Raw genomic sequence first — 12,811 nt, 5'->3', positions numbered from 1 at the left:
CGGGGGCCTGCCCCGAGTCGTGTCCTTCGCCGGGGGTAGGTTGGGGCACGTGACCGGACACCATGTGCTGACCTGGGACGTAACGGCGAGCGGCGGGCTCGAGACCGCCTGGGTGGAGATCGGTCACGACCCGGCGGGGCCGGCCGGACTCCGGGGCCGGGGCCGGGCCGCCGGCCGGGAACCGGAGCCGTACTGGCTCTCGTACGCACTGGAGACCACCGGCGCGGACTTCGTCACCCGGCAGCTGACGGTACGGGTCGAGGACGCGCACGGGAGCCGGGAACTGGAGCTGCGGCGGTCGACGGCCGGCGGCTGGACCGTCGACGGCGGGGCCCGGCCGGATCTGGAGGGGGCGCTCGACTGCGACCTCGGGCTGTGCCCCCTCACCAACACCATGCCCGTACTCCGACACGCCCTGCACCGGGAACCCGGCGAGCACCGATTCCTGATGGCCTGGGTGTCCGTACCGGACCTGACCGTACGGCCCTCCCGCCAGACGTACACCCACCTGGGCCGCACCGCCGCCGGCGGCGCCGTCGTCCGCTACGCCTCCGAGGGCTTCGCCGCCGACGTGGAGTTCGACGCGGACGGCCTGGTCACCGAGTACCCGCGCCTGGCCCGCCGCATCGCCCCCTGACCGCCACCGCCGGCCCGCCATACCACGTGAGGCCGCGCAGAGGCGGAATTCGCCGTCCTCGGCCTCCCCGGCACGCGGTTCTGGCTAGCGTGGCGGGCAGGCCGCGCCGGAGCGGCGGATGGGGAGGGGCCGGTCACATGGGCACGACGGTGGTGGGTTTCCGGCTCGGCTCGGACACGAAGGGCCGGCAGGCCACGGTGGTACTGACCCAGGCGGGCGTGCTGCACCAGTCCACGGGCCTGCTCGGGATGGCGCCCCGGCCCACCAGGCCCCATCCGCCCGTGGCCCCGGACCCGCATCCCGTGCCGCGTCAGGCCGCCGAGCTGCGCAAGGTGTACGCCGCCCTGCACCACAGGGGCTTCGACCGTGAGCTGATCCCGCCCGCGTGCGTACGCCTGGACACCGATGAGCGCCCCCTGCACGCCGAGCCGTTCGGCCCCCGCGCCCCGCGCCCGCACCCGGAGCTCATCGAGGAGTTCACCGGCGCCGCGCCCGCGGGCCCCCGGACGCTGGACGACGCCCTGGCCGCGTTCTACACGGAGATCGGGCTCGTGCCCCGGCCCCGCGCCCCCTTCCCGCCCGGCTCGGCCGGCGTGCCCCCGCTGGTCCGGGAAGCGCTGCGCGCGCTGGCCGAGGGGCGCCCCCTGGCCTCCGGCCCGCGGCCCGGCGCGCGGTGGACGGTCACGACCACGGGCGTACGCCTGCACGCCGGCGGCGTGGGCGAGGACCTCACCCGCCGCGAAGTGGCCGAACTCCAGGCAGCGCTGACCGCCTGGCTGCGCCACCAGCAGCGGACTACCACCGGCAGCGGGTGATCCCGGGCCCTCCGCGGCCCTTCGGTGGACGGCCGACGGCCCGCGCCCCCCTCACGGCGGCGGGTCCGGCGTCTGCCAGGCCCTCATCTGCTCGCGGAACTTCGGGCACCGGACGATGTCCTGCTCACCGCACTGAACGGCGTGGGTCAGCAGCTGATGGGCGTGCTCGAGATCGACCATGCGCTGCTCGATCTCGGTGATCTTGGCGCGGATCATCGCCTCCCGCCGGGGCTGGTCCCGCTGGAACTCCCTGATCTCGGCCAGCGTGAGCCCGGCTTGCTGGCACTTGCGCAGGATGATGATCCGCTCGGCGGCCTCCGGTGGATAGCGTCGCTGGCCGCTCCGGCGTTCCGGGGGCGGGAGCAGACCGTGGCGCTCCCAGTACCGGATGGCCGAGGCGGGCACTCCGGTGATCTCGGCGAGCCGGCCGATCGTCATGGGCACGGACGGTCCCTCCTGGTTCTGGCGCTCTTCCCGTGGGCCCGGCATTTGACTTGAACCTTAGTTCAAGTTGAAGAGTGGTTCCCACGCGGACGGCGGCCGAAGAGCGGCCGCCGCAACGGACTCGGGAGATGCCGCATGAGCGGAACGCAGAGGGTGAAGGAGCGGGCCGACCGCCTGGTGGAGGCGGCCGAGAGGCTGTTCGCGGCGGGGGTGATGTCGCACTCCGGGCACGCCAACCTCAGCGCGCGGCTCGACGGCGAACGCCTCCTGCTGACCCCGGGATTCGTACGCGGGGTACGGCCCGAACACCTGGCGACCGTCGGTTTCGACGGACAGGTGCTGGAAGGCGAACTGCAGTCCGTCAGCGCCGAGATCGTCGCCATGCACAGCGTCGTCTACCGGGCGCGCCCCGACGTGGGCGCGGTCATCCACACGCACTCGCCCGCGGCGACCGCTTTCGCCGTGGCCCACCGGCCGCTGCCCTGCCGGACCGAGCCGATGCTGCGTTTCGGACAGGCCGAAGAGGTGCCGGTGGTCCCCTGGGGGCCGCGCGGATCGGACGTCTCGGTGCGCGGCATCGCCGACGTCCTGGAGCGGCGCCCGACGACGGCCGCGGTCCTGCTGGCCAACCACGGCCTCCTCGTGTTCGGCCCGGACGCGTCGGCCACCGCCCACCTGCTGGTGGCGATCGAGGAGAGCGCCGAGGCGGAGCTCGCGGCGGCGGCGATCGGCGGGGCGGTGGACTTTCCCGCCGGTGCCCGGGAAGCCGTACGGGCCGAGCTCGCGCGGGCGACGTCATGACGGACGACACCCCCGCCGCGCGGGCGGAGGCGGTACGGGACCGCTACCGCTCCACCCTGGGAGCCGTACCGGAGGGAGTGCAGGAGCGGCTGCGCCTGGCACAGGACTTCGGCCGGCTTCCCACCGAGGAGGCGATCGCGGCGCTGCGGCACATCGTGCTGACCGACAGCCCCCTGGGCGGACGGGTGCAGCAGCTCGTCCACTTCGGCCAGCTGCTGGCCCTCGGACGGGCGCACCCCGCCCGGATCCACGCCCGGGGGGCCCTCCACGCCGGGGCGGGCGTCGCGGACCTCATCGGGGTCGCCGAGACCGCGCTCATCACCGCGGGCGTGCCGGCGTACGCCCTCGGCACGGAGATCGTCGCCGAACTCCTCGCGGACGGAGGCGCTGGGGGAGACACACGGCCTCCCGGCGCCTGACCCCGCGGACGCCCCCCCCGGATTCCCCGGCTCAGACCGGGGGCACGGGCCGGCTCCCGTGCGGGTGCAGGCGGTGGGTCAGGAAGGCGAGGATCTCGTCGCGGGCCCGGACCGTGGGATGGCCGGCCTCGTCGACGAGATGGGCGGTGACGACGCTGTGCGGGGTGCCGACGAGGTCGGCGAAGAAGGGCGGCGGGGCCGGGTTGGCGGCGCTGTCCGGAAGGACGCGCCCGTCGAAGGAGTCGCCGAGCAGCGCGCGGTAGGCGGCGAAGCGCTGCCCCGTGCACCAGCGGTCGCCCTCGAAGCGGTAGGCGAGGACGGTCAGTCCGTCACGGTCGAGCCGGTCACGTACCGCCCGGGCGTCCTCGGGGTCGAGTTCGATCCCGCCCGGGTCGTCGAGCGGCAGGGACGGGTGGTTGACCACCGGAGCGATCACCGCCGGCTCCAGGGCCATCGTGAGGGCGAAGTTGCCGGTGAAGCAGAGGCCGATCGCGCCCACCCCGGGCCCGCCGCACGCCGTGTGGGCCTGGCGCGCCAGGCCGCGGAGCCAAAGCGTCACCGGGCTGGTGCCGCCACCGGCGAAGGCGCGGAACTCCGCGCTGACACAGGCGCGGCGGACGACCTCCCGGCCGCCCCGGGCCGTCGGGAAGGCGCCGTCCGTCCCGAACAGGGAGGGCACGTACACGGTGAAGCCCGCGTCCCGGACCCAGCGGGCGAGCCGCAGGACGTCGGGACTGATGCCCGGCATCTCCGGCAGCACCACGACCGCGGGCCCGGCCCCGGACACGTACACCGTCTTCACCACCTCCTCCACGGCCACGCTCCCGCGGGTGAAGTCCGTGATCGGATCGTCGTCGCTCATGGGGCCAGCCTGCCCCCGGAGCGGCCGCCAGGTGAGGGGCGCGATCGCCGAGGACGGGGGTAATCTCGCCACGACACCGAGGGGGTGCGGGCGTGACGGTGCGGGCGGCGCGACAGGCGGACGACGGTGCGGGTGCGGGTACGGACGCGGACGGAGGTGCCGGCGCCGGGCCGGGCCCGCTGCGCGTCGGGGTCCTGGCGTACCCGGGCTGCTTCGCGTCCGAGGTGTTCGGCGTCCCCGACCTGCTGACGATGGCCGGGCACGTCGCCGGACCGGACGCCCCCGGCTACCGGGTCTCGGTCGTCTCGCCCCGCCGCCGCGTCACGGCGTCGGGCGGCGCGGTCCTGGACGTGCGTCCCCTGCGCGAGGTCGACGTCCTCGTCGTCCCCGGCTTCGAACTGCCGTCCGGCGCGGACCTCGACGCCCGGCTCGCCCCCCTCGCCCCCGAGACCGCGGCGATCCGCGCGCAGGCCGCCGCCGGCACCGCCGTCGTCTCCCTGTGCGTCGGCGCGTTCCTGCTCGCCGAGGCGGGACTCCTCGACGGCCGCCGGGCCACCACTTCCTGGCTGCACGCCGGCGAACTGGCCAGGCGCTGCCCGGACGCCGACGTACGGCCCGAGCACCTGGTCGTCACCGACACGGGGGTGACGACCACGGCCGCCTTCAGCGCCATGTACGACTTCGCCCTGGACCTGATCCGCCGGCACGACGGCGCCCGAGTGGCCCGCACCACCGCCCGGGTTGCCCTCGTCGACGACGCGCGGACCTCCCAGACCCCGTACGTGGACCCGCGGCTCCTCCCGCAGCCCGGGCGGGAGTTCTCCCAGCGGGTCATGCGGCGGCTCGACCAGAACCTCGCCGACCGGTACGACCTCGCCGCGCTCGCGGACGCCTTCCGGGTCAGCACCCGCACGCTGCTGCGCCGCTTCGCCGAGGAGACCGGACGCAGCCCCCTGGCCCACCTGCAGGCCTCCCGGGTCCGCCGCGCCCGCCATCTCCTGGAGACCACCGACCGCACCGTCGCCGCGGTCGCCGCGGCCGTCGGCTACCAGGACCCCGGCACCTTCGCCGCCCTTTTCGCCCGCCACACCGGCCACCGCCCGAGCGCCTACCGCGCCGCCTTCCGCCGCACGGCCCGTACGGCCGCCCGGGACGGCGGCGCGTGACCCGTCCGGCGCGGGCCGCTCCGCCCGGCGCCGGGAAGGGCGCGGCCCGGGGCCGGGCGGAAGCAGGTCACACGCCGGGGATCTGACGGGCCCTGAACGCGGCGCGCACGGCGTCCGCCGCGCTCTTGCCGTACATGCGCTCGGCCGTCGCGACCGTCTTCAGCGCCGCGTCCGTGAAGCTCGTGTCGGCGGCGAACCCGAACTGGGCGTTGACGATGACGCGGTCGGCGGTCCTGGCCCCCAGGGCGCCTCGTATGTCGAAGAGGGCGCGGGACCAGATCTCGCCGTCCGCGTGGACCTCGCCCACCCGGTCGGCGTAGACCTTGTTCCCGTCGATCCGGCGCAGGCAGTGCGGCGCGTCGCTGTAGGGGACCGAGTCCCAGTCGGCGACGCACGCCCCGTCCGCCGTACGGGGCCAGCCGTAGCGGGCGTCGGCGTGCGTGCCGACCTCCACGGCCAGGTAGTCGCCGAAGGCCTCGCCGATCGCGCCGGCCTCGGGGGAGGTGCCGAAACCGGGAACCTGCGCGTTGTGGACCGCGTGGCCGTATTCGTGGACGATCACCTCCGCGTCCTCGGCGTCGTCGACGCCGCCCTTGCCGAAGCGGATCTCGGCCTTCTTGTCGGTGAAGAACGAGTTGTCGGCGCCCCACTGGTTGATGCGGACGGGCTGGACGCGGTCGTTGGCCCCGGGAAGCTCGGTGCCGAAGCCCAGGCCCTGCAGGTACTCCTGTGCCTCGTTGACCCAGAAGTAGGCCATGACCTGCTCGAACTGGTCGTCGTGGCGGTCGTACGAGGCGGCGTCCGCGGTCTTCGCGGAGGTGCCGGTGTCCGATCTGACGCTGGCCCACTTCCCCGACAGCCCGCCGCTGCCGTCCAGGTTGCGCAGCGCCGCCGTCGCGTAGGCGGAGGCGGGAACGGCGTCGGCGGAGTCCTTGGCGTCGGCGAGCGTCTGGTCGCCCGAGGACTGGACCGGGTTGACCATGAAGACGCGGCCCTGCGGGAGGGGCGCGGCGGGGGCGGGGGCGGCGGCCGTGGCGGTTCCGGCCAGGGTGACCAGGGCGGAGGCGGCGGTGGCCGCGGCGATCAGGCCGCGGGGGGTACGGCGGGGCATGGAGATCCTCCTGTGAGGGGCGTGATGCGCCGGAGAAACACGCGTGACGTGGTGCGGAGGTGATCCTTCACCACGACAGCGGGCTTTGGCCAGGGTTCGGCATGCCCATTCGACGACCGCGGCCTGGAGCACCGCGACGCCCAGGGGGCGGTCGCCGACGGGGAGGCGCCGGCTGGTGCCGCCGGCGGGGTCGACCACGGTCGGCCCGTCCCACGCCGGCACGACGACGACCACGGCCCGCGTCCGCCCCGTCCTCCCGGCCCGGCTCCGGACGCGGCGGGCGGATGCGCCCGCCGCGCCGTGCGCCAGGACGCTGCTACGCCGACGCGGCCCAGCTCGCGGAGAGCCCGTCGAGCCAGGCCGGCGGCAGCTCGGCGGCGTCCCACTCCTCGCGCAACGCCGACGGCGCCGTGACGAGCCGTTCCAGGACGGCGAGGCTGGTGGGGGAGTGGAGCAGGGAGTACCGGCCGTGCAGGGCGATGGCGCTGCCCGGCCCGAACTCCGCGTACAGCCGTGCCAGGCGGAGCCGGTGGTCGGCCGCGAACCGCGTGAGCCGCCCCGCGTAGGCGGCTCGCTGCCGGGGGCTCAAGGTGCCGAGGACGGCGGTGAGCACCTGCTCGGAGACCTCCGGATCGAGGTCGGAGACAGTGCTGAACGACAGGTAGAGCGGCGTCACCGCCACCTTCGCCCGCTCCGCCTCCATTCTTCCGACGGGTGCCCGGGGGCCCGAAGGGTCGTCCGAGGGATCGGCACCGACGGCCTGGCGCAACGCCCGTTCGGCGATGTCGCCGAGCTCGTCGGTGACGGCGCGAGCACCGTCGAGCCAGCCCGACGCGTACAGTTCGCCCTTCCCGCCGGGGGCGGTCCTCCCGGGCCCGGCGATCTCCCTGTGGGCTCCGGCGAGCACGCCGGCCCCCACGAGCCCGATCAGCTCCTCGGCGGCATCCGAGGGAACCCCCGACCGGGCGAGGAGCTGGACGAGCGTCGTCCTCGCGTTGTGGAGACTCACCGGGTCGAGCTGCTGCGGGTCTTCGTCGGCGGGGTTCATGGAATCCTCGTCGTCATCGGTCGCGCCGAAGTGAGTTTACGCACACCGCCCCCGGCGTCCGCCACCGCCTGCCGTGTCCCGCCGGCTCAGGCGCGGACGGGAAAGGCGGCGCACCGCCTCCGCGCGCGCCCGGCATGGGCCTACACCTTCTCCTCGTAGAGCTCGACCGCATGGGGCGCGCGGTCGAACAGCGGCACCAGGTGCCTGGCCATCGCGTCGGCCCACGGGCCGACATCGCCGCCGGCGTCGTGGAAGAACCAGGAGTCGAAGCTCCCGAGACCTTCCAGGAAGGGGGTGGGCTCGTAGCGGAGCTCGAGGTGCACCTGGAGGTAGTGGTCGTGCTCGCCGTCGGCGTCCACGACCGCGAACTGCCGTGTGAGGTCCACGGTGAACATCGCGGTGCCGGTGAAGTCGTACGTTCCGTACTGGAAGAGCAGCCCGTCACCGTCGGGTACGGGCGCGGTGCGGAAGCGCCGTCGGCCGAAGCGCAGGTAGGCCGGCCAGGCGTCCCGCGCGGTCAGCCCGGTCCCCGTCGGCCGCCCGGCGTCCAGTTCGCCGCGAAGGACGGCGAGGGCTTCCTCGGGGCGCGGTGTGCGGGACATCGCACGATCATGACACGGCCGGCCCGGGGGCCGGCTCCGGCTCCCGGCCGAGCCGCCGGCGGTCGGCCGCTTCCCGGGCGAGCAGCGCGTTGAACTGCGCTCCCGTGAGCAGCGCGAGGTTGGTGACCCACAGCCACACCAGGAACACCACGATGCCGGCCAGCGAACCGTAGAGCCGGTTGTACGTGCCGGACTCGGTGTAGAGCGTGAAGAGGCCCGACGCGCCGAGCCACAGCACCGCCGCCAGCGCACCGCCCGGAAGGCACCGCCGCGTTCCGCGGGCCTGGCGGGGTCCGGTCCGGTAGAGGATGAGGATCAGGGACGTGACGATCAGCAGGAGCACCGGCCACCGCAGCACGGTCATCGTGTCGCCGGCCGGGTAGCCGGCCGCCGCCGCGAGCCGGCGGACCACCGGCCCGGTCGCGACGAGGCTTCCCGCGCCCGCCACCAGCAGGCCCAGCAGCGCGCCGGCGGTGAGGACGAGGACGTGCGCCGCGCGCAGGGGCGGCCGCGTGTCCGGCAGCCGGTGCATCGCGTGCAGGGCGCGGCGGAAGACCGCCAGGTAGCTGGACGCCGACCACAGCGCGCTCAGGACACCGCTGCACAGCAGCACCCACAGGGAGGACGGCTGCGAGGTGAGGCCGTCCAGCGCCTCCCGCAGCACCTGCGCCGACTGGGGAGGGGCGTAGGAGGTCAGGTCGACGATCAGGCGCTCCCGGGTGCCCGCGCCGGTGAGCCCCACCAGGGAAACGGAGACGAGGAGGGCGGGCACCAGTGCGAGCACCGCGTAGTAGGTGAGCGCCGCGGCGCAGTCGGGGACGTTGTCGTCCCAGAGCCGTACCGCGGTATCGCGCAGGGTCCTTCGCACCCGTCTCGCGGAGGCGGGGAAGCCGTTCGCCGGGGTGCTCCGGTGCGTGCGGAGAGTGTTCGCTGCCACGTCGCCCTCCTGCCCCTCCAGACGGCCCTCATCCCGCACGGGCCGAAGCGGCCCGGCGCCACGTCCCGTCGGCCCTGCGGCCGGCCCTCAGCCGGAGGCGCGCAGCGCCGCCGTGTGCGCCCTCACCTGCTCGGGGGTCAGGTAGGCGTCGGTGTACTCGAACTCCCGCAGCGTCGGCGGCTTCGAGGACTGGAAGCCGGTCCGGACGAAGTCGTCCCCGGCCACCGCGTTGAGCAGCCAGTTGGTCAGGACGCGCGTCTTGGCGACGTTGGTGCGCAGCGCCGACCAGTGGTAGCCGCGGGCCACGGCCTGGGCCGGCAGGCCGCGCAGCGGGATGCCGAGCGGCTTGGACACCGCGTCGGCGCCGCCCAGGTCGACGACGAGCCCCAGGTCCTTGTGCACGTACGGCTTCAGGGGCTGGTTCCGCAGCGTCGCGATCACGTTGTCCGCGAGCGTGCGCCCCTGGCGCAGGGCGTGCTGCGCGGTGGGCGGGCAGATCGCGCCCTCCTCGTGCGCGGCGAGGTCGGGCACGGCCGCGGCGTCCCCCAGCGCGAACACCCCGGGCGCGCCGGGCACGGTCATCTCCGGGGTCACCAGCAGCCTGCCGCGCACGGTTTCCGCGTCGAGCGTGCCGATCAGCGGGCTCGCCGCGACCCCGGCCGTCCAGATGAGGGTCCGGCTGGGCAGCACCCGGCCGTCGGTCAGCGTCAGCTCCTCGGGGCCCGCCTTGGCGACACTGACGCCGAGGGACACCTGGATGCCGCGGCGGCGCATGATGTCCAGGGCCGCCCGCCCCAGGGAGTCGCCGAGTTCGGGCATCAGCTTCGGGGCGAGGTCGAGGAGGTGCCAGGTGATCTGGCGCGGGTCGAGGCGGGGGTAGCGCTTCACGGCGTGGTGGGTGAGCCGCTGGAGGCAGGCGGCCGTCTCCGTGCCGGCGTACCCGCCGCCGACCACGACGAAGCAGAGCCGCGCGGCCCGCTCCGCCTCGTCCTGGCTCGCGTCGGCCAGGTCGAGCTGGGAGATGACGTGGTCGCGCAGGTACGCGGCTTCGGCGAGGGTCTTCATGCCCCGGGCGTGCTCGGTGAGGCCGGGGATGTCGAAGGTGCGGGTGATGCTGCCGGGCGCCAGCACCAGGTGGTCGTACGCGTGTTCCGTCAGCTCGCCGGTGATCGTGCGTACGACGCAGATCTTCGCCCGGGTGTCGATGCCGATGGCGCCTCCGGGGATGATCCGGGTCCGGTAGCGGCTGCTGCGGCGCAGCGAGACGGCGATGGACTGCGGGGTCAGCACGCCGGAGGCCACCTGGGGCAGCAGCGGCAGGTACAGCTGGTAGGAGTTCGGGGTGACCAGCGCGATGTCCGCCTCCGCGGCCGTCAGCCTGCGCTCCAGCCGGCGGATGCACTCGACACCGGCGAATCCGGCTCCCACGACGAGAATCCTCGGTCGTCCCACGGTGTCCGTCCTTTCTCGGGCCTGCCAGGTCCCCCCGCACCTGCCCCGCGCGGCCCCGGTCTGCACGTCGAACGGTCCGGTGGTGGCCGAGGCCGGCCGCCAGTTCGGGGGTTTCGGCCGAAGAGCGGCGGAAACACGCGAAGACGTCGAACAGGCCCGAGAGCTACCGATCGCGAGGAGAGGCATTCCCGTGGGGACCATGATTCTGCTGATCGCACCGATGCTGCTGGCCCTGCTGCTGGTTACCCGGGGGGACGGCCACCGTCCCCGCCACCGGGCCGGCCGCAGCTGACGATCGATCGATCCCGTCGAGTGAGGGTGAGGTGGGACCGTGCCGGTACGCGCGGTGGGTTGGGCCAAGTCGTTCCCGGTCCATCTGGGGGTCCGTGAGGCCCGTCGGTGGTGTCTCGCACACCTGAACACCCTGTCGTGGACGGAGAACGCCCCCGACACGGTCCACTCCATCCTGCTCACCGTGTCCGAGCTGGTCACCAACGCCCACGTGCACGCGCACAGCAGTGCCCAGCTCGTCCTGACCTGGGACGGCTCCTGTCTGCACGTCAGCGTCGCCGACGACGACCCGCAGCTGCCCGCCCCCCGGCAGGCCTCCACCCGGGCGACGTCCGGCCGGGGCCTGGCCATCATCGACGCCCTCGCCGACCGGTGGGACGCCCATGCCTTCCACGGCGGCAAGGCGATCACGGCCTGCTTCCACCCGCCGCAGCAGCCGCCCCCGCACGCCCCGGGCGGCGACGACACCGCGGACCGCGCGGGGTGACGCGCTCCCGGGGGCCTGCCGCTGTCCGTGCGGCCTGCCAGGATGTCCGCGTCACAGCACGAGGCAGGAGAGGTCCATGGGCACCTGGGATGTCGGTCCCTTCGACAACGACACGGCAGCGGACTTCTGTGGCGACCTCGACGAGGCGGCCGCGGGCGAACGCGAGGGACTCGTGCGCGGCGCACTCGCCCGCGTGGTCGACACCGTGGACGTCCTCGAAGCGCCCCGGGCCGACGAAGCCGTGGCCGCGGCCGCACTCGTGGCATCGCAATGCCCGGGGGGTGAGCCCGCCGATCCCGTGTACGGGCCGGAAGAGCCCCTGCCCGATCTCACCGGTCTGCGCGACCTCGCCCTCCGGGCCCTCGACCGCGTCATGACCGGACCGTCCGAGCTGATGGACCTGTGGGCGGGGGAGGACGGCGGCCCCTGGCGCGCGAACGTCCGCCGCCTGCGGGACGTCCTCGCACCGCGTGATCCGGGCGGCGACCGGGCGCCGTAGCGCCCGGTGCCGGGATGCCGACCGCCGCGGGCCGGTTAGCCCCCATGGAAGCGGGCGGAGGGGTCAGCGGCTGCCCCGAAGGCGCCGGAGCATGCCGCGGGCCTGCTCCCGCTTGCGCGGGTCGGCAGCCGCGCGCCGCACCGAGGCGATCGTCCGCTGCCCCTGGGGGCTGCTGGTGAACTGCTTGATCTTCGCGATGATTCCGGACACGGGTCCTCCTGCGGTAGCGCGTCGTGACGCTACGTCGTCTGCCCCGCGACCCTGCGTCGAAACGGTGGCGTACCGGTCACCACAGCGCGGGCCGGCTCGCCCCGACCCTGTACGGTCGCAGGTGAAGGGCGGATGTGGCGCCGACGCAGAACGGGGACGGGAGGCCTGTATGGAGTCGCCGCGGGTAACGGTCCGGGCCGAGGCGGACGGTGCGTGCGTGGTCGTGTGTTCGGGTGAGTTCGACCTGGACACCGTCGGGGAGCTGGAAGCCGTCTGTGCTCAGGAGGCGGCCGGAGCGCAGCGGTTGGTGCTCGACGTCAGCGGGGTGGTGTTCGCCGACTCCTCCTTCCTCAACGTGCTGCTCGGCCTGCGCAACAGACGTCCGCTGGTGCTGGAGGGCCCGCTGCCGCACCAGCTCCACCGCCTGCTCGAGATGACCGGCGTCCTGCCCCTGTTCGAGGTCCGCGACAACCGCTGCCGAAGGGGCTGACCGCCGGGGCGGGACCCCCGGCTGGCGTGGTCAGCGCCCCTGGGGGGAGCCGTACAGGAAGGTGGCGGTGACGGTCTTGTAGCTCCGGTGGAAGCGGACGTCGGTGGTGTCGGCGAGCTGGTTGACCAGCCGCCAGCCGAAGCCGCCGGGTTCTCCGGGCGCCCACGGCCGGGTCTGGGGCAGGCGCGGGGAGCGGTCCGAGACCTCGACGGTGAGGGCGCCGGCACGGGCCGTCACCTGGAAGGCCGTGACCCCGCCGGCGTGCCGGCGCGCGTTGGCGATCAGCTCGCTCACCACGGTCAGCACGTCCTCCACCCGTTCCGGAGCCATCTCCAGCTCGGTGAGGACGGCCCGGGCCGTGTCCCGCGCCTCCGCGCAGCTCACGCCGCCCCCGGGCGGGACCGGCAGGATCCGGGACGTACTGGTCCATTTGTCCATGCGCTGCGCCTTCCCCCGGGTCTCGCCGTTAAGCGGCAGCAGGGCGGCTCGCCCGGTGCCGTCCTGTACGACGCCTCCGGCGCGCGATCGGTTCGCCGGCCT

The 12,811-nt window shown here is 74.4% G+C and carries 17 protein-coding genes; 8 read left to right on the top strand and 9 right to left on the bottom strand.

The genetic code is table 11. From position 1 onward, the window contains the following. The first annotated feature begins 49 nt into the window (after nt 1-49). Both ACZ501_RS11505 and ACZ501_RS11500 read left to right on the top strand, forming a co-directional pair. Nucleotides 50-637, top strand: a complete 588-nt coding sequence (locus ACZ501_RS11505; RefSeq protein ID WP_468794357.1) for a putative glycolipid-binding domain-containing protein — start codon at nt 50-52, stop codon at nt 635-637. 137 nt (nt 638-774) lie between these two features. After that, complete coding sequence (locus ACZ501_RS11500; RefSeq protein WP_362455224.1) at nt 775-1,452, top strand: hypothetical protein; 678 nt, start codon at nt 775-777, stop codon at nt 1,450-1,452. Between the two features lie 51 nt (nt 1,453-1,503). Here ACZ501_RS11500 and ACZ501_RS11495 read toward each other — a convergent pair whose 3' ends face one another. Continuing rightward, entirely contained in the window at nt 1,504-1,890 is a 387-nt protein-coding gene (locus tag ACZ501_RS11495) for a MerR family transcriptional regulator (protein ID WP_468795472.1), read from the bottom strand. 141 nt (nt 1,891-2,031) lie between these two features. Here ACZ501_RS11495 and ACZ501_RS11490 point away from each other — a divergent pair, with 141 nt between their 5' ends. Then, nucleotides 2,032-2,697, top strand: coding sequence for a class II aldolase/adducin family protein (locus tag ACZ501_RS11490; protein WP_468794355.1), 666 nt, complete (start codon nt 2,032-2,034; stop codon nt 2,695-2,697). Then, the gene (locus ACZ501_RS11485) at nt 2,694-3,116 is read left to right on the top strand and encodes a carboxymuconolactone decarboxylase family protein (protein ID WP_468794353.1); all 423 of its coding nucleotides are present in this window, start codon (nt 2,694-2,696) and stop codon (nt 3,114-3,116) included. The genes ACZ501_RS11490 and ACZ501_RS11485 overlap by 4 nt, the downstream gene beginning before the upstream one ends. A gap of 31 nt (nt 3,117-3,147) precedes the next feature. Here ACZ501_RS11485 and ACZ501_RS11480 read toward each other — a convergent pair whose 3' ends face one another. Continuing rightward, a complete protein-coding gene (locus tag ACZ501_RS11480) occupies nt 3,148-3,978 on the bottom strand; it encodes a dienelactone hydrolase family protein (protein WP_362455221.1) in 831 nt (276 codons plus the stop codon). A gap of 92 nt (nt 3,979-4,070) precedes the next feature. Between ACZ501_RS11480 and ACZ501_RS11475 the strand changes: the two genes are divergently transcribed. After that, nucleotides 4,071-5,144, top strand: a complete 1,074-nt coding sequence (locus tag ACZ501_RS11475; RefSeq protein WP_468794351.1) for a GlxA family transcriptional regulator — start codon at nt 4,071-4,073, stop codon at nt 5,142-5,144. Between the two features lie 67 nt (nt 5,145-5,211). Here ACZ501_RS11475 and ACZ501_RS11470 read toward each other — a convergent pair whose 3' ends face one another. From ACZ501_RS11470 to ACZ501_RS11450, 5 genes are all read right to left on the bottom strand, one after another. Continuing rightward, complete coding sequence (locus ACZ501_RS11470; protein WP_362455219.1) at nt 5,212-6,255, bottom strand: M4 family metallopeptidase; 1,044 nt, start codon at nt 6,253-6,255, stop codon at nt 5,212-5,214. A gap of 316 nt (nt 6,256-6,571) precedes the next feature. After that, on the bottom strand, nt 6,572-7,303 hold the full coding sequence (locus ACZ501_RS11465) for a hypothetical protein (RefSeq protein ID WP_468794349.1): 732 nt from the start codon (nt 7,301-7,303) through the stop codon (nt 6,572-6,574). Between the two features lie 140 nt (nt 7,304-7,443). Further along, nucleotides 7,444-7,905, bottom strand: a complete 462-nt coding sequence (locus ACZ501_RS11460) for a hypothetical protein (protein ID WP_361604513.1) — start codon at nt 7,903-7,905, stop codon at nt 7,444-7,446. 7 nt (nt 7,906-7,912) lie between these two features. Then, nucleotides 7,913-8,842: a YihY/virulence factor BrkB family protein gene (locus tag ACZ501_RS11455; RefSeq protein WP_361604516.1), complete on the bottom strand. Its 930-nt coding sequence runs from the start codon at nt 8,840-8,842 to the stop codon at nt 7,913-7,915. An 87-nt stretch (nt 8,843-8,929) separates the two neighbouring features. After that, complete coding sequence (locus tag ACZ501_RS11450; protein WP_361604519.1) at nt 8,930-10,294, bottom strand: NAD(P)/FAD-dependent oxidoreductase; 1,365 nt, start codon at nt 10,292-10,294, stop codon at nt 8,930-8,932. Between the two features lie 331 nt (nt 10,295-10,625). On the opposite strand from ACZ501_RS11450, the gene ACZ501_RS11445 reads away from it, so the two are divergent. Next, the gene (locus ACZ501_RS11445) at nt 10,626-11,072 is read left to right on the top strand and encodes an ATP-binding protein (protein ID WP_468794347.1); all 447 of its coding nucleotides are present in this window, start codon (nt 10,626-10,628) and stop codon (nt 11,070-11,072) included. A gap of 76 nt (nt 11,073-11,148) precedes the next feature. Continuing rightward, nucleotides 11,149-11,571, top strand: a complete 423-nt coding sequence (locus tag ACZ501_RS11440; RefSeq protein WP_468794346.1) for a DUF4259 domain-containing protein — start codon at nt 11,149-11,151, stop codon at nt 11,569-11,571. Nucleotides 11,572-11,634: 63 nt separating this feature from the next. On the opposite strand, the gene ACZ501_RS11435 is transcribed toward ACZ501_RS11440, so the two are convergent. Continuing rightward, the gene (locus ACZ501_RS11435; RefSeq protein ID WP_362455213.1) at nt 11,635-11,781 is read right to left on the bottom strand and encodes a hypothetical protein; all 147 of its coding nucleotides are present in this window, start codon (nt 11,779-11,781) and stop codon (nt 11,635-11,637) included. A 169-nt stretch (nt 11,782-11,950) separates the two neighbouring features. Between ACZ501_RS11435 and ACZ501_RS11430 the strand changes: the two genes are divergently transcribed. Next, the gene (locus tag ACZ501_RS11430; RefSeq protein ID WP_468794344.1) at nt 11,951-12,271 is read left to right on the top strand and encodes an STAS domain-containing protein; all 321 of its coding nucleotides are present in this window, start codon (nt 11,951-11,953) and stop codon (nt 12,269-12,271) included. Between the two features lie 30 nt (nt 12,272-12,301). On the opposite strand, the gene ACZ501_RS11425 is transcribed toward ACZ501_RS11430, so the two are convergent. After that, nucleotides 12,302-12,709: an ATP-binding protein gene (locus ACZ501_RS11425; protein WP_468794342.1), complete on the bottom strand. Its 408-nt coding sequence runs from the start codon at nt 12,707-12,709 to the stop codon at nt 12,302-12,304. Nucleotides 12,710-12,811 lie beyond the last annotated feature (102 nt).

This window comes from Streptomyces sp. NPDC034085, assembly GCF_055575555.1.
This window is presented reverse-complemented; position numbering and strand designations above follow the sequence as displayed.

What these genes read in the sequence shown, in the direction of transcription:
- ACZ501_RS11500 (WP_362455224.1), top strand. Translation starts at nt 775, where the DNA reads ATGGGCACGACGGTGGTGGGTTTCCGGCTCGGCTCGGACACGAAGGGC.
- ACZ501_RS11495 (WP_468795472.1), bottom strand. Translation starts at nt 1,890, where the DNA reads ATGACGATCGGCCGGCTCGCCGAGATCACCGGAGTGCCCGCCTCGGCC.
- ACZ501_RS11490 (WP_468794355.1), top strand. Translation starts at nt 2,032, where the DNA reads ATGAGCGGAACGCAGAGGGTGAAGGAGCGGGCCGACCGCCTGGTGGAG.
- ACZ501_RS11485 (WP_468794353.1), top strand. Translation starts at nt 2,694, where the DNA reads ATGACGGACGACACCCCCGCCGCGCGGGCGGAGGCGGTACGGGACCGC.
- ACZ501_RS11480 (WP_362455221.1), bottom strand. Translation starts at nt 3,978, where the DNA reads ATGAGCGACGACGATCCGATCACGGACTTCACCCGCGGGAGCGTGGCC.
- ACZ501_RS11470 (WP_362455219.1), bottom strand. Translation starts at nt 6,255, where the DNA reads ATGCCCCGCCGTACCCCCCGCGGCCTGATCGCCGCGGCCACCGCCGCC.
- ACZ501_RS11465 (WP_468794349.1), bottom strand. Translation starts at nt 7,303, where the DNA reads ATGAACCCCGCCGACGAAGACCCGCAGCAGCTCGACCCGGTGAGTCTC.
- ACZ501_RS11460 (WP_361604513.1), bottom strand. Translation starts at nt 7,905, where the DNA reads ATGTCCCGCACACCGCGCCCCGAGGAAGCCCTCGCCGTCCTTCGCGGC.
- ACZ501_RS11440 (WP_468794346.1), top strand. Translation starts at nt 11,149, where the DNA reads ATGGGCACCTGGGATGTCGGTCCCTTCGACAACGACACGGCAGCGGAC.
- ACZ501_RS11430 (WP_468794344.1), top strand. Translation starts at nt 11,951, where the DNA reads ATGGAGTCGCCGCGGGTAACGGTCCGGGCCGAGGCGGACGGTGCGTGC.
- ACZ501_RS11425 (WP_468794342.1), bottom strand. Translation starts at nt 12,709, where the DNA reads ATGGACAAATGGACCAGTACGTCCCGGATCCTGCCGGTCCCGCCCGGG.